This window comes from Bradyrhizobium sp. LCT2 (genome assembly GCF_009931255.1).
Classification (GTDB): Bacteria; Pseudomonadota; Alphaproteobacteria; order Rhizobiales; family Xanthobacteraceae; genus Bradyrhizobium; species Bradyrhizobium diazoefficiens.
Window position 1 is genome coordinate 574,735 of the sequence record NZ_CP034432.1, and the last position, 14,581, is coordinate 589,315.

The window sequence follows — 14,581 nt, forward strand, 5'->3', positions numbered from 1 at the left end:
TTGTCTGGCGGGGCTGAGCGCGAAGGAGACGTCATGGCTGCCGAAATTCGTACTTTCAGCTGTTTAAACGACAATTTCGGTTACCTGATCCACGATGTGGAAACCAAGGCGACGGCGTCGATCGACGCGCCGGAGGCCGGCCCCATCCTGAAGGCGCTGGAGCGCGAGGGCTGGCAGCTCACCGACATCCTGATCACCCATCATCATGGCGATCATGTCGGCGGGGTCGCCGAACTCAAGCACAAATACAACTGCCGCGTCGTCGCGCCGCACGACAAGACCACTGCGATCGCCAACGTCGACCTGCGCGTCGCCAATGCCGACGTGGTCAAGGTCGGCAACCTGCTGGCGCGCGTCGTGGAGACGCCCGGCCACACGCTCGACCACATCTCCTACGTGTTCGACACCGAGAAGACCGTGTTCGCCGCCGACACGCTGTTTTCGATCGGCTGCGGCCGCGTCTTCGAGGGCACCTACCCGATGATGTGGGATTCGCTCTTGAAGCTGCGGGCGCTGCCCGACGATTTCAAGCTCTATTGCGGCCACGAATACACGGCTTCCAACGTCAAGTTCGCGCTCACCGTCGATCCCGACAATGCGGCGCTTCAGGCGCGCGCGGCGGAGGTGACCAAGCTTCGCGCCGAGAACAAGCCCACGATTCCCTCACTGCTTGGTGACGAGAAGCGAGCAAACGTGTTCCTGCGTGCCGATGACCCCTCGGTCGCAGCCAGGCTACACATGAAGGGTGCGGATGCCGCCGCGGTCTTCGGCGAGTTGCGCGAGCGCAAGAACAAATCCTAAAGAACAAATCCTGACGGGGATCGATGCCGACCGCAGCCGAGATCATCGCGCGCCTTGAACTCCGACCGCATCCCGAAGGCGGGCACTATCGCGAGACGTTTCGCGACCAGACCACCGACGCCAACGGCCGTTCGCGCTCGACCCTCATTTACTTCCTGCTCGCGCGCGGCGAGCGTTCGCACTGGCACCGCATCGATGCGGTCGAGATCTGGCATTACTACGCCGGCAGCCCGCTGATGCTGCGCATCGCGCATGAGGGCTGCTCCCAGCACGAGGTCCGCCTCGGCACGGATCTCGTGAGCGGCGAACGACCGCAGGCCATCGTACCGGCCGATGCATGGCAGATGGCCGAGACAACAGGTGAGTGGACACTGGTCGGCTGCACCGTGGCCCCCGCATTCGAGTTCGCGAAGTTCGAGCTCGCGCCGAAGGGCTGGGAGCCGTAGCTCCACACCGTCATTCCGGGGCGCCCCGCAAGCGGCAAACCCGGAATCTATCTCGCCACCATTGACTCCGATAAATGGATTCCGGGTTCGCACGTCGTGCGCCCCCGAATGACAATCATCGCTTCCGCAACACCATATCTTTCGCCGCGATCAGGCCGCCGCCGGCGATCAGGACCGCGGCGATGGCGATATTGGCACTGGCTTTTGCGAAGCCGGCGGCGATGAGGAAGCCGGTCGACAATAGCGGCGTCGCGTAGGAGGCGGCACCGAGCACGCGGATGTCGCCGCGCTTCATGCCGATGTCCCAGGCGTAGAACGCTGCCCCGACAGGCCCGATGCCGAGCCCAATCACGGAAATCCATTGCAGCGCCGTCTCCGGCCACACGGTGGTTTCGAGCGCGCCATGCATCAGCGCAGCGAGCAACGCCGTGGCGAGACAGAAGCCCGCGACCGCGTCGGTCGGCACCGCCTTCAATCGGCGCGACAGCACCGAATAGGTCGCCCACACGAAAGCGGCGATGAAGGCCGCGATCAATCCCGGCACCGCCCCCGGCGCAAAGCCGGAGGTATTGCCGGCGAACAGCAGCACGGTGCCGACGAGGCCGAGCACGGCACCGACGATGTGATGCACGGCGAGCCGCTCGCCCGGCAGGAAGGACGAGAACAGCACGATCAGCAGCGGCCAGAGATAGTTGAGCAGACCGGCTTCAGCCGGCGGCGCGAAGCGCAGTGCCAAAAAATACAGCGCGTGATAGCCGAACAGTCCGCCGACGCCGACGGTCCACACAGCCAGTGGCTGGCGCAGGCTTTTTGCCGCCTCGCCGCGGCCGATCCAGGTGAGCAGGCCGACGAGGCCGCCGATCGCAAACGTCATCGCGGCGAGCTGGAATGCCGGGATCTTTCCGGTCGCCACCGTCATCACTGACAGCAGCGACCACATCAGGATCGCGGTCAATCCGATCAGCGTCGCGGTGCGGGGAGTCATTTAAATCGCCTCGTCATTCCGGAGCGGCTCAAAGAGCAGAACCCGGAATCTCGAGATTCCGGGTTCGCCGCTATCGCGGGCCCCCGGAATGACAGTGCATGGACAAATGCCCGGGACAAGCCCGGGCATGACGACGTCGTCGATATCAGCCTGCGTGATGCCTACGCATCACACCATGTACTGGCCGCCGTTGACGGTCAGCGTCGAGCCGGTGATGGCGCCGGCTTCGTCGGCGGCGAGGAACACGACCGCGCGTGCGATTTCCTCGGGCTCCCCTAAGCGGCCGATCGGGATCAGCGGCAGGATCGCCTTCTCCAGCACGTCCTTCGGCACCGCCTGCACCATCTCGGTGTTGATGTAGCCGGGGCAGATCGCGTTCACGGTGACGCCGCCCTTGGCGTTCTCCAGCGCCAAGGCCTTGGTGAAGCCGATCTCGCCGGCCTTCGCCGCAGAATAGTTCACCTGGCCGAACTGGCCCTTCTGGCCGTTGATCGAGGAGATGTTGATGATGCGGCCGAACTTGCGCCCGCGCATGCCTTCGATCACCTGGCGCGACATGTTGAACAGCGAGCCGAGATTGGTGCCGATCACGGCGTTCCATTGCTCGAGGCTCATCTTGTGGAAGGCGCCGTCCTTGGTGATGCCGGCATTGTTGACGAGCACGTCGATCGGGCCGACCTCGGCCTCGACCTTCTTCACGCCTTCGGCGCAGGCGTCGAAATTGCTGACGTCCCATTTGTAGACAGCGATGCCGGTCTCCGCCTTGAACTTCTCCGCCGCGGCATCGTTGCCGGCGTAGCTCGCCGCGACCTTGTAGCCGGCCGCCTTCAGCGCCTTGCCGATCGCAGCTCCGATGCCCCGCGTACCACCCGTCACCAATGCAACACGTGCCATATCGTATTCCTTCCCTTGGACTCTTCGGACGTTTCTGAGTGATCGTTTTTAGCTACGGATTATGCGGGACGTTTGACGGACATCAAGAACAAAACGCCCGGCGTGAGCCGGGCGTTTCTCTTTAGTCGAGGCCGACGCGGTTGCGAAGAATATTTGATTTGCAACCGCTGCCTTTTTAGTCGCGTGCAACGCACTCACTTATGTGTGCAGCGCACGCGCATGGTCCAAATAAGCTGCGCGACAGCTAGCTTCAGTCGCGCGCCAGACACATCGCGATACCCATGCCGCCGCCGATGCACAGCGTGGCAAGGCCCTTCTTGGAATCGCGCTTCTGCATCTCGTGCAGCAGCGTCACCAGCACGCGCGCGCCGGAGGCGCCGACCGGGTGGCCGATCGCGATCGCACCGCCATTGACGTTGACCTTGGAGGTGTCCCAGCCGAGGTCCTTGTTGACGGCGCAAGCCTGCGCCGCGAAGGCCTCGTTGGCCTCGATCAGGTCGAGGTCGCCGACGTTCCAGCCGGCCTTCTTCAGCGCGGCGCGCGAGGCCGGGATCGGGCCCGAGCCCATGATCTTCGGATCGACGCCGGCCTGCGCCCACGACACGATGCGCGCGAGCGGCTTCTTGCCTTCCTTGGCAGCCTGCTTGGCGGTCATCAGCACCACGGCGGCAGCGCCGTCATTGATGCCGGAAGCAGAGCCTGCGGTGACCGTGCCGTCCTTCTCGAAGGCGGGACGGAGCTTGGCCATCGCATCGAGCGTTGCGCCATGGCGCGGGTATTCGTCGGCGCTGACGACCACGTCGCCCTTGCGGGTCTTGATGGTGACGGGGACGATCTCGTCGTTGAACTTGCCGGCCTTCTGCGCGGCCTCGGCCTTCTGCTGCGAGGCGACCGCGAACTCGTCCTGCTGGGCGCGGGTGATCTGCCACTGGCGCGCAACGTTCTCGGCGGTGTTGCCCATGTGGTAGCCGTTAAAGGCATCCCACAGGCCGTCCTTGATCATGGTGTCGATGAATTCGAGCGCGCCCATCTTGACGCCGCCACGCAGATACTGGGCGTGCGGAGCCATGCTCATCGATTCCTGGCCGCCGGCGACCACGATCTCGGAATCGCCGTTGAGCAGCGCCTGGTAACCGAGTGCGACCGTGCGCAGACCCGAGCCACAGAGCTGGTTGACGCCCCAGGCCGGGCTCTCCACCGGAATGCCGGCGGCGATCGAGGCCTGGCGGGCCGGGTTCTGGCCCTGAGCGGCGGTCAGAATCTGGCCCATGATGACTTCGGAGACCCGGCCGGGCTCGATGCCACCACGCTCCAGCGCGGCCTTGATGGCGACGGCGCCGAGATCGTGGGCGGGAAGGGTCGCGAACGCTCCGTTGAAGCTTCCGACCGGGGTGCGGGCGGCGCTGACGATGACGACATCGTCTGACATGGGCATCTCCTGGGGTTGAATGGGGGCAGACGGGGCTGGGGAAACGGCTCGCCAGTCTCGGACGGCATCCTGTTAACGTCATTGCGGCATGTCAATCGGCCGGTGACCGAATTCATGCCGCAACGCATTCCAAATAGCGTTCTTGGCGCTTTCGCAAGCACGTTTTTGCTGCCCGATTAACCGTGGCGCACAAAACGGTAGCGTGACCCCTTTGAAAATGCTTATTTTGTTGCGTTGCGTACTCTTCCCGCCCTGCGGCATCGGCCGCCGGGTTCCCGTTCTCAGCGTCTTGCAAGTGAGAGCCCATGGCGAAATCAGACCAACCCACCACCATCAAGAAATACGCGAACCGCCGGCTCTATAACACCGGAACGAGCACCTATGTGACGCTGGAAGACCTCGCCGCCATGGTCAAGGATGGCGAAGATTTCCTGGTCTACGACGCCAAGACCGGCGACGACATCACCCGCTCGGTGCTGGCCCAGATCATCTTCGAGCAGGAGAACAAGGCCGGCCAGAACCTGCTGCCGACCACCTTCCTGCGCCAGCTCATCCGCTTCTACGGCGACAGCATGCAGATGGTGGTGCCGAAATATCTGGAACAGTCGATCGCGACGCTGACCCAGGAACAGGAGAAGTTCCGCAAGCAGATCGCCAATACGCTGTCCGGCACGCCCTTTGCGCCCCTGGAGGAGCAGGTCCGCCGCAACATGGAGCTGTTCCAGCAGACCTTCTCGATGTTCAAGCCGTTCGCCCCGCCGGCGCGCTCCTCCACCACCCCGGAGCCGGAGCCCGATGCGACCGCCGAGGCGCCGAAGGACAGCAACATCGACGATCTGCGCCAGCAGATGAAGGAAATGCAGGAACGCCTCGAGCGGATGTCGAAGAAGGAAGAGTAGGTCCTCTCGTTCGCCTCAGCGCGGCCGCCTGCCGCGGGCGTTTGCTTGGCGATTGTGCGCCCGTCATTCCACAATGTCGTCCTGGCGAAAGCCAGGACCCATACCGCGTGATCTGTCGGTAGAGATCGATAGCAGTACCGAACGACGAATCATCGCCAAACTGCTTCCTGGGGTAATGGGTCCTGGCTTTCGCCAGGACGACGCTGGAGAAGCCGCCATGTCCGACCCAAGCGCGCATTGGAACAACGTCTACGCCACAAAGGGCGAGACCGAGGTCAGCTGGTTTCAGGAGAGCCCGGCGATCTCGCTCGACATGATCCGCTCCGCCAACGTGGATCGCGGCGCAGGCATCATCGATATCGGCGGCGGCGCTTCGCGGCTGGTGGACGCTCTCTTGCAGGACGGATACCGCAATCTCGCCGTGCTGGACCTGTCCGCCAATGCGCTCGACGCTGCAAAGCGGCGGATCGGCCCGGCGGCCGCGTCCGTCGACTGGATCGTCGCCGACGCCACGACGTGGCGGCCGGCGCGCAGCTACGAGGTCTGGCACGATCGTGCGGCGTTTCACTTCCTGACCGATCCGCGCGACAGGGCCGCCTACGTCGAGCGCCTGCGGTCGGCGGTTGCGGCCGGCGGCCACGTCATCATCGCCACCTTTGCGCTCGATGGTCCGGAGAAATGCAGCGGCCTGCCGGTGCAGCGCCACGACAGCAAGAGTCTTTCGACGGAGTTGGGGCCGGATTTCGAGCTGATCGAAACGCGCAGCGAGACTCATCACACGCCGTGGAAATCGACGCAGGCGTTTCAGTTCAGCCGGTTCCGGAGGCGCGGCTCTTGAGGCGTGGCGCATGCCACACCCTCGGTGTCGTCCTGGCGAAAGCCAGGACGACATCAGGAAGCCTACGCCGCCAGCTTCACCGCATGCGCAAAGTCCCAATAGAGCTTGCGCGCTTTTGTGTAGAGCGGGCCCAGCTTCAGCTCGCGCTCGTCGATGCGAATCACGGGCGCGACCTTGGCGAAATTGCCGGTTGAAAAAATCTCGTCGGCGGCGAGGAAGTCGGCATAGCGCAACGTCTTCTCGACCACGGTGACGCCGTCGGCGCGAAGCAGGCCGATGACGCGCTGGCGCGTGATGCCGTTGAGGAAGGTGCCGTTCGGCACCGGCGTGAACACCACGCCGTCCCTGGCCATGAACACGTTGGAATTGCCGAACTCGGCGACATTGCCGAGCATGTCGAGCATCAGCGCGTTCTGGAAGCCGCGGGAGGCGGCCTCCGACAGCGCGCGCGAATTGTTGGGATAGAGGCAGGCCGCCTTGGCCTCGACCGGCGCGCATTCGGCCGTCGGCCTGCGGAACGGCGACAGCGTGATGGCGTTGCCTACAGGTTTGGGCATCGGCGCCTCGTAGATGCACAGGCACCAGTTGGTGGTCTCGGGGTCGAACAGCACGCCGCCGCCCGACCCGTTCTCCGCCCAGTACATCGGACGGATATACAGCTCGGCATTCGCCGCGAAGCGCGCGATGCCTTCGTTTGCGAGCGTGAGCCAGGTGCCGGGATCGACCACCGGCTTCAGGCCAAAATTGATCGCGGATCGATTGGCACGGGCGATGTGACGGTCGAGATCGGGTGCGACGCCCTCGAACGCGCGCGCGCCGTCGAACACGACCGAGCCGAGCCAGGCCGCATGCGTGCGCGGGCCCATGATCGGCACATTGCCGTCGTGCCATTTGCCCTCGAAGAAGGTCCAACTCGGCGAATATTCGATGGCTTTCTTGATCTCGGCCATGACCGGCCTCCCCTTGGCGTGATGCCGCAATATGGCACGACTATTGGGGGCAATTTCTAAATGATTCCCTGCGGGGAATGACCCCCCTCCCCTGGAGGGGCCCCTGGACGGAGGGTGAGCATCGCGGTGAAATAACATTGGGGAGCAAACCGGATATAATGCCGTCCACGTTACGGAGTCCTCCATGCCGCTCGATCCGCTCGCAAAGCGTTTGTTGACCATGATGGCTGCGGCCGGGCCGCAGGTGCGAAACCGGCCGAGCGTCGAGGCGCGGCGGCAGTCGCTGGCGAAACTGATGCAGTTCGCGCGCACTGACGCGCCTGACGTGACCGTCTCCGACGGCACGCTGCCCGGCCCCGGCGGAGAGCTTCCCTATCGGCTGTATTCGCCCGCAACCGCCGCTGAGCGCGCGCCGGGCTTCGTGTTCTTTCATGGCGGCGGGCTCGTCGCCGGCAGCGTCGCCACGCACGACCGCATCGCGGCGGCACTTGCGCATGCCACCGGCTGCCGCCTGGTCTCGGTCGATTACCGCCTCGCGCCGGAGCACAAATTTCCCGCCGCGGTGGACGATGCGATCGCCGCCACCGAATGGGTCGCGCGCGAAGCGTCGTCCCTCGGCATCGACGCCGGACGCCTCGTGGTTGGCGGCGATTCCGCCGGCGCGACGCTCGCCGCGATCGTGTGCCAGGAAGCGCTGCAGAACGCCGGCCTATCCATCGTCGCGCAATGCCTGATCTGCCCGGTGCTGGATTTCGAGGAGACCTCGCCTTCGCGCGAGGCGTTCGCCGAGGGCCATCTGATCGATCGCATCACGATCGAAGCCGATCTCGCCGACTATCTGCCCGGCGGCATCGATGCCGCCGATCCCCGCATCTCACCCCTGCGCGCCACACGCCTTGCGGGCCTGCCGACCGCGATCATCCACACCGCCGAGTTCGACCCGATGCGCGACGAAGGCAATGCCTATGCGCGCAAGCTTCTCGCCGCCGGCGTCACCGTCGAGCACGTCTGCCATGACGGCATGGTCCACAATTTCCACGCTATGGGCGCGATCCTGCCGCAGGCACAGCTCGTGCTGTCGCAGATCGGCGAACAGGTGCGGCGGGCGGTGGAGAAGTAAAAGCGCGAATCACACGCGCGCGTCCAGCACGGCTCTGGCTGCCGCAACATATTCGGGCCAATGCGCATCCGCATAGCGTTCGGCCTGCCGCGCGCAGGTGACATCGGGGGCATGCGCGGCCGCGATCGTGCGCGCGAAGCGCTCTTCGGCGACCGTCACGTCGCCAGGTTCGGCCGACGGAACGGCGGCGGCCACGGCGGTCGGAGCGACAGCGAGGCCTGCCAGACCAGTGAGCAGGATGCGGCGTGACGTGTTCATGACTGTCGTCCCTCCATTGTCCGGCCTGCACTCTGGCCGGCGAGTATGTCAACGCGATCACCGCAGGGTACCCGCGCATATCCGAGCAGTCCATCGCTTGCGGACAGCGCTTGACCACAGGTGTGATCACGTTCCATCTAACAACGGTTCCGTCATCAAGTCGCCACGCGTCGGATCGTCACGTGTCCTGTCACAGCCCATCGCGAAGCCGACCGTTCGGACATCTATCTCGACCTGCGCACGACTTGCGCGACGATTCCCGCGGGCACGCTCGGGCTCGGCTTCGGCAACACCTCCCTGTCGGCCGCGTTCGAAGCCCTGGCGGTACGACAGGGCGCGACGCTGCCGAGCGGACTGCCTGCTGCGAAAAACGACAACCGCCTGTTCGGCATCACCGCGCAGATCGCATGGATGCCGAAACCGTCCTACCAGCTGACGCTGCGGACGCCGCTCTACACCGTGCGCAATTAGAGCATGATCCGGAAAAGTGTGCAGCGGTTTTCCGAAAAGATCATGCTCGAACAGAACAAGGCGCTTCTACTCCGGCACCGGCACGTCGAAGGTGTTGAGCGTGACCGAGACCATGCAATAGACGCCGACGAGATAGGACAGCTCGGCCGCGCCATGCTCGCCGAACTCCTTGACCGCGGCGCGCCAGGTCAATTCCGGCAGCACGCCGCCGCTCACCAGCGCCGATGCGACGTCGTAGGCGACCGCCTCCTGCTTGGTCAGATCCACCGGCCGTTGCCCGGCCACGATGGTCGCGAGCTTCTCGTCGGAGAGGCCGCGCTGCTCGGCCACCAGCACATGAGCATAGAGCTCGTAGCCGGAGCGGAAATGCGAGCCGGTGACGAGGATCGCGACCTCGCGCACCGAGGCCGGCAGCAGCGGGTTCGACGCAATCGCCTTGACCAGCTCCCACACCGGCTTGCCGAAGCGCGGCTCGCGGACCCAGGGATTCCAGGGTCCGAGCAGCGCGCCATCGTCGCGCATGTTCACAAAGCCCTTGAAGTGGTCCTTGATGCCGGCCCGCATGTCGTCATAGAGCGGCTTCTGTTCGTCGGTCAGATCTTTCGGATCGAGAATGGAAAGGCGCACGGTGGGATCTTCTCGTTGAGAAGCGGAGACGGTCGCCCGCATGTGCGCGCATCGCAAGTGAAGTTGCCGTGACGATCGTGCAATTTTGCAAATAGCAGGGAGACGCCGGTTACGGCGCCTCCGGGCGCGCCAGCGGCTCGCCCAGCGTATGCATCAGCCGGTTGGCCCAGCCGAAGATCGCGGCCGACAGCACCAGGTCGAGCTGCTCGAGCTCGCTCAGCCCGGCCTCGCCGAGTGCACGCGCGTCCTCTGCGGTAGCTTCGATCGGCGTCGTCGAGAGCTTTGTAGCGAAATTGAACAGTGCCTGCTGGCGCGCCTCCAGCGTGGCATCGCGCTCGTCGGCAAAGATTTCCTCGACGACGTCGTTGCGCCCGGAGTAGCTGATGAAGCGTGAGGCGTGCACGGCGGCGCAATAGATGCAGCGGTTGACGACCGAGGCACTCAGCGCGCCGAGCTCACGCTCGGCCGGGGACAAGCCGTCCTTGCCGTACATGATGAGGTTGAACAGCGGCGAGCGCACCGCGAGCGATTCAGGGTCATGCGCCAGCGTCAGCACGTAAGGCGAGACGCCCTTGTTGGAGGGCGTGACCTTCATCGCCGCGAGCTGCTCTGACGTCGCCGAGGCGAGCTCGACAGGCGTGACATAGGGCGACCAGGTCGGGATCGTGGCGGTGAAGTTGTGGACGACCTCGCTCATCGGGCTTCGACCTCTTTCAGGAGCCTGAGGCCGGCCAAGACCCGCAGCTGGTAGTTCACGAAGGCGGCAAGCTCGGACAGCCGCACGATATCGGCCTCGCTGACGCCAGCCGTCTTCAGCGCCGCAATGTCCTGTCGCGTCGCCTCGCGCGGCGACAGCGTCAGCAGGTCGGCATGGCGGGCCATGGCGTCGTGCAGGGAATCGCCACACAGGCCGCCGGGCCGTGCCAGAGCGGCCAGGTCGAGATCGCTCGCATGCGCCAGATAGGAGTCGTAATGCGCGGTCAGCGCCTCGTCGCCGACGTGCCGGCACATCCGCGCCGCGAGCGCCGCCCGCAAGCCGTGGCTCAGGCCGCCGGGCTCGTGCGGCAGCAGCACCGCGTCATGGGCGGCTTCGCTGAGGCGCAAAATCTCGGCGCGGGCGTTCAGAGCCTGGCCGAGCCGTGACGCCGCGCGCACGCCGGCAATGGTTTCGATCAGCGTGGTCAAGCAACACTCCGCGGGCTCTGTGGATTGACAACATCCTCGACGGCGAGCGCCAGCGGCTGCGCCGTATCCAGGAACGACGACAGGGCAGTCTCGAACGGCGCTGGATCGAGGCCGCGTGCTTTCAGCCATGCGGGGTCATAGTAGGTCTGCCGATAGCGTTCGCCGGAATCGCAGATCAGCGTGACCAGCGATCCGGTTTGGCCGGCGCTGCGCATCTCCGAGGCAATGCGGCACAGCGCCAGGAAGTTGGTGCCGGTGGAACCGCCGACGGATCGGCGCAGCCGGCGCGACAGTACATTCATCGCCGCAATCGTTGCTACGTCCGGGATTTTCATCATGCGGTCGACAACGCCAGGCACGAAGGACGGTTCGCAGCGCGGCCGGCCGACGCCCTCGATCAGCGAGGGCCGTTCGCAAACGTGGGAGCGGTCCTGCGTGCGGAAGCAATCGAAGAAGGCGGAATGCTCGACATCGGCGACGCACAGCCGCGTCGGATATTGGCGGTAGCGCAAGTAGCGTCCGATGGTGGCCGAGGTGCCGCCGGTGCCGGCGCCCATCACGATCCAGTCCGGCAGCGGGCGCGGCTCGCCCTGCAATTGCGTGAAGATCGATTCGGCGATGTTGTTGTTGCCGCGCCAGTCGGTGGCGCGCTCGGCGAAGGTGAACTGGTCCATGTAGTGGCCGTTCAGGCGGGTGGCGAGCGCGGCGGCCTCGGCATACAGCGCGCGGCCGTCGTCGATCAGATGGCAATTGCCGCCATAATGCTCGATCGCAGCGATCTTCTCCGCCGACGTCGTGCGCGGCATCACGGCGTAGAAGGGCACGCCGATCATCTGCGCGAAATAGGCTTCCGACACCGCGGTCGATCCCGACGAGGCCTCGACCACGGGCGTGCCTTCGCGGATGTGGCCATTGCAGAGCGCGTAGAGGAACAGCGAGCGCGCCAGCCGATGCTTCAGGCTGCCGGTCGGATGCGTGGACTCGTCCTTCAGATAGATATCGATGCCTGATAGCACCGGCACGATCAGCCGGATCAGATGCGTGTCGGCCGTGCGGCACTGGTCGGCCTCGATCGCAGCTACAGCCTCGTCGACCCAGCCGCGCCGGTAGACCGGCCCGGCCGGATTGTGGTGGCGAAAGGGGGTTGGCTCCATCGGCATGACCTCATGCTCTCATAATACCTCTTGCACATCAAGAAATATTGTTCATTCTATATTCACATAATGCGGGCGACATGGCCATGAACCAGGACGTTATCGATATCCGCCTTCTCGAGGCCTTCGCCGCCGTGATGTCGGCCGGCAGCATCACCGGCGCGGCGCGGCTGCTCGGCCGATCGCAGCCAGTCGTGACGCGTCAGATCCAGGATCTCGAGGCTGACGTCGGCTATCTCCTGTTCACCCGGAACGGCCCGCGCATCAGCCCGACGCCAAAGGGCGTGCTGTTTCATGCCGAGGTCGAGCGGCTGCTGATGGGCTTGAAGCACATCCGCCAGCGCGCCAACGCGATCGGCGCCGGTGCGCTTCCCGTGCTCAGCCTGGCGGCAATCCCGGCGCTGGCGGCCGGCTTCGTCCCGGCCGCGCTCGCAGCGCTCGAACGCGAGTTGCTGCCAAGTCAGGTCCACGTGCAGGCGCTCTCGGCCGAGAACGTCGTGCAATCGGTGCTGTCGCAGTCGGTCGATTTCGGCCTTGCGAGCCTGCCGATCCAGCATCCCGGGCTCGACGTGCAGTGGGTCTGCGAGGTGCCGTGCGTCGCGTGCCTCGCGATGGATCATCCGCTGGCGAAGAAGAAGGTCATTCGCCTGAGGGATCTCGCCGGCGTCCGGCTGCTGACGATGGCCAACCCCTACCGGCTTCGCCGCCGCGTGGAGGAAGCGCTGGAGCGTGAGGGTGTCGTGCCCGCTGAGGTCATCGACACCAACGCTTCGCTGACGGCGATCGCCATGACCAAGCAGTCGCTCGGCATCGCCGTGGTTGAGCCGGTGCTGACCTCCAGCCTGCCGGTGGAGGGCGTCGTCACCCGGCGCCTGGACGTGTCCATTCCCTTCCTGTTCGCCGCGATTGCGCCTACCGGGCGCGAGCTGACGCCGACGGTTGCCGCGCTCAACGACGCACTGCGCGCCGCGGTCGCGCTGATGCCCGGCGCAAAACTGCATAGCGGCGCCGCCGCGCTGGCCGAGGCCGGCGACGAAACCAGTGAATTCGAGAAAGCTCCCTCATGACGACGATGACACCTGACGCGGCGGGCCTCGCGGCGCTTGAAGCGCGCCTGAAGCAGGATCTGGCCTGGCTCGAACTGCCGGCCAAATCGTGGGTGCCGCGCCGCCTCGTCGATGGCGAGAGCGTCGTCGACGTCGTCATCGTCGGCGCCGGCATGGCCGGCCTCGTCGCCTCCGCCATGCTCAGGCGTCTCGGCGTCGACAACCAGCTCGTGCTCGACCGTGCACGCGCCGGCGAGGAAGGCCCCTGGGTCACGTTCGCCCGGATGCGGACGCTGCGCTCGCCCAAGGAATTGACCGGACCTGCGATGGGCATGCCGGCGCTGACCTTCCGCGCCTTCTACGAGGCGCAATATGGCAGGCAGGCCTGGCAGGCGCTCGACCGCGCGCCGCGCACGATGTGGATGGATTACCTGATCTGGTACCGCAAGGTGCTGGACCTGCCGGTCCGCAACGGGGTTTCGGTCGAGCGAATCCACGCGCGCACCGATGAATTGTTCGCGCTCGACATCAGCGAGGGCGGCACGTCGCGACAGATTCTCGCGCGCCATGTCGTGCTGGCGACGGGGCGCGACGGCCTCGGCGGTGCTTACGTGCCGTCGCTCTGCGACGGCATCGACCGACGTTTCTGGGCGCATTCGTCCGCCCCTATCGACTTCGAGAGACTTCGCGGCAGGCGTGTTGCCGTCGTCGGCGCGGGCGCATCCGCGATGGACAACGCAGCGATGGCGCTGGAGGCGGGCGCAGCGCGGCTCGACCTCTTCATTCGGCGCGCGGACATCCCGCGCGTCAACAAGTTCACCGGCATCGGCAGCCAGGGCGTCGTCCACGGCTTTGCCGGCCTGTCGGATGACTGGAAATGGCGTTTCCTCGATCACACGCTGAAGGCGCAGACGCCGCCGCCGCGTCAAAGCGTACTGCGGGTCTCCGCCTATCCGCAGGCGCATTTCCATCTCGCAAGCCCGATCGATGATCTCGCCGTCGCGGGAGACCATCTCACGGTAACGACGCCGAAGGGCCGCTACGCGACCGATTTCATCATCTTCGGCACGGGCTTCAAGGTCGACCTCGCGTTGCGCGACGAGCTCGCCGAGTTCGCGCCGCATATCCGGTTCTGGTGCGACCGCTTCCCGGCACCTGACGGCATGGACAATGCCGAGCTGGAGAACTCGCCAGACCTCGGCGGCAGCTTCCAGTTCCTGGAGAAAGAGCCCGGCGCCTGCCCCATGTTGGCGCGGCTGCATTGCTTCAACTATCCGGCGACGCTGAGCCACGGAAAGCTCTCCGGCGATATCCCCGCGATCAGCGAAGGCGCCGACCGGCTCGCGCGCGGCATCGTCCGTCGCCTGTTCGTCGAGGATCGCGAGATTCATTTCGCCAACCTCAAGGCCTTCGCCACGCCGGAACTCGCCGGCGACGAATGGCAGGATGCCGACGTCACCCATCAACCCGCCGAATAG

Annotated in this window: 16 protein-coding genes; 7 read left to right on the top strand and 9 right to left on the bottom strand. The window is 65.3% G+C overall.

Features of this window, described 5'->3' with window-relative positions; translation table 11 throughout:
• Nucleotides 1-33 precede the first annotated feature (33 nt).
• Entirely contained in the window at nucleotides 34-801 is a 768-nt protein-coding gene (gene gloB, locus EI171_RS03515; RefSeq protein ID WP_028175791.1) for a hydroxyacylglutathione hydrolase, read from the top strand.
• 23 nt (nucleotides 802-824) lie between these two features.
• Nucleotides 825-1,247, top strand: a complete 423-nt coding sequence (locus tag EI171_RS03520) for a cupin domain-containing protein (protein ID WP_011083055.1) — start codon at nucleotides 825-827, stop codon at nucleotides 1,245-1,247.
• 115 nt (nucleotides 1,248-1,362) lie between these two features.
• On the opposite strand, the gene EI171_RS03525 is transcribed toward EI171_RS03520, so the two are convergent.
• The 3 genes from EI171_RS03525 to EI171_RS03535 all read right to left on the bottom strand — a co-directional run bounded on the left by EI171_RS03525 (nucleotide 1,363) and on the right by EI171_RS03535 (nucleotide 4,555).
• Nucleotides 1,363-2,232 (bottom strand): DMT family transporter, encoded by an 870-nt coding sequence (locus EI171_RS03525; protein ID WP_011083056.1) that lies wholly within the window; start codon nucleotides 2,230-2,232, stop codon nucleotides 1,363-1,365.
• A gap of 168 nt (nucleotides 2,233-2,400) precedes the next feature.
• The gene (gene phbB, locus EI171_RS03530) at nucleotides 2,401-3,126 is read right to left on the bottom strand and encodes an acetoacetyl-CoA reductase (protein WP_028175789.1); all 726 of its coding nucleotides are present in this window, start codon (nucleotides 3,124-3,126) and stop codon (nucleotides 2,401-2,403) included.
• 250 nt (nucleotides 3,127-3,376) lie between these two features.
• Nucleotides 3,377-4,555, bottom strand: a complete 1,179-nt coding sequence (locus tag EI171_RS03535; RefSeq protein WP_028175239.1) for an acetyl-CoA C-acetyltransferase — start codon at nucleotides 4,553-4,555, stop codon at nucleotides 3,377-3,379.
• 305 nt (nucleotides 4,556-4,860) lie between these two features.
• Between EI171_RS03535 and phaR the strand changes: the two genes are divergently transcribed.
• Together phaR and EI171_RS03545 are read left to right on the top strand one after the other, a co-directional pair.
• Nucleotides 4,861-5,454, top strand: a complete 594-nt coding sequence (gene phaR, locus EI171_RS03540; protein WP_011083059.1) for a polyhydroxyalkanoate synthesis repressor PhaR — start codon at nucleotides 4,861-4,863, stop codon at nucleotides 5,452-5,454.
• Between the two features lie 217 nt (nucleotides 5,455-5,671).
• Nucleotides 5,672-6,292: a trans-aconitate 2-methyltransferase gene (locus tag EI171_RS03545; RefSeq protein ID WP_038966671.1), complete on the top strand. Its 621-nt coding sequence runs from the start codon at nucleotides 5,672-5,674 to the stop codon at nucleotides 6,290-6,292.
• Between the two features lie 62 nt (nucleotides 6,293-6,354).
• On the opposite strand, the gene EI171_RS03550 is transcribed toward EI171_RS03545, so the two are convergent.
• On the bottom strand, nucleotides 6,355-7,242 hold the full coding sequence (locus tag EI171_RS03550; RefSeq protein ID WP_161532606.1) for a branched-chain amino acid aminotransferase: 888 nt from the start codon (nucleotides 7,240-7,242) through the stop codon (nucleotides 6,355-6,357).
• 184 nt (nucleotides 7,243-7,426) lie between these two features.
• Here EI171_RS03550 and EI171_RS03555 point away from each other — a divergent pair, with 184 nt between their 5' ends.
• Nucleotides 7,427-8,362, top strand: a complete 936-nt coding sequence (locus tag EI171_RS03555; RefSeq protein WP_161532607.1) for an alpha/beta hydrolase — start codon at nucleotides 7,427-7,429, stop codon at nucleotides 8,360-8,362.
• A 9-nt stretch (nucleotides 8,363-8,371) separates the two neighbouring features.
• Here EI171_RS03555 and EI171_RS03560 read toward each other — a convergent pair whose 3' ends face one another.
• From EI171_RS03560 to EI171_RS03580, 5 genes are all read right to left on the bottom strand, one after another.
• Entirely contained in the window at nucleotides 8,372-8,620 is a 249-nt protein-coding gene (locus EI171_RS03560; RefSeq protein WP_161532608.1) for a hypothetical protein, read from the bottom strand.
• A gap of 537 nt (nucleotides 8,621-9,157) precedes the next feature.
• Nucleotides 9,158-9,718 carry a carboxymuconolactone decarboxylase family protein gene (locus EI171_RS03565; protein WP_161532609.1) on the bottom strand — a complete coding sequence of 187 codons (561 nt, stop codon included), beginning with the start codon at nucleotides 9,716-9,718 and terminating at the stop codon, nucleotides 9,158-9,160.
• A 109-nt stretch (nucleotides 9,719-9,827) separates the two neighbouring features.
• On the bottom strand, nucleotides 9,828-10,415 hold the full coding sequence (locus tag EI171_RS03570) for a peroxidase-related enzyme (protein WP_161532610.1): 588 nt from the start codon (nucleotides 10,413-10,415) through the stop codon (nucleotides 9,828-9,830).
• Nucleotides 10,412-10,903, bottom strand: coding sequence for a CMD domain-containing protein (locus EI171_RS03575; RefSeq protein ID WP_161532611.1), 492 nt, complete (start codon nucleotides 10,901-10,903; stop codon nucleotides 10,412-10,414). Before EI171_RS03575 ends, EI171_RS03570 begins: the two co-directional genes overlap by 4 nt.
• Nucleotides 10,900-12,057 carry a PLP-dependent cysteine synthase family protein gene (locus tag EI171_RS03580; protein ID WP_161532612.1) on the bottom strand — a complete coding sequence of 386 codons (1,158 nt, stop codon included), beginning with the start codon at nucleotides 12,055-12,057 and terminating at the stop codon, nucleotides 10,900-10,902. Before EI171_RS03580 ends, EI171_RS03575 begins: the two co-directional genes overlap by 4 nt.
• A gap of 86 nt (nucleotides 12,058-12,143) precedes the next feature.
• Between EI171_RS03580 and EI171_RS03585 the strand changes: the two genes are divergently transcribed.
• Both EI171_RS03585 and EI171_RS03590 read left to right on the top strand, forming a co-directional pair.
• On the top strand, nucleotides 12,144-13,124 hold the full coding sequence (locus tag EI171_RS03585) for a LysR family transcriptional regulator (protein WP_161532613.1): 981 nt from the start codon (nucleotides 12,144-12,146) through the stop codon (nucleotides 13,122-13,124).
• Nucleotides 13,121-14,581: an NAD(P)-binding domain-containing protein gene (locus EI171_RS03590; RefSeq protein ID WP_161532614.1), complete on the top strand. Its 1,461-nt coding sequence runs from the start codon at nucleotides 13,121-13,123 to the stop codon at nucleotides 14,579-14,581. The genes EI171_RS03585 and EI171_RS03590 overlap by 4 nt, the downstream gene beginning before the upstream one ends.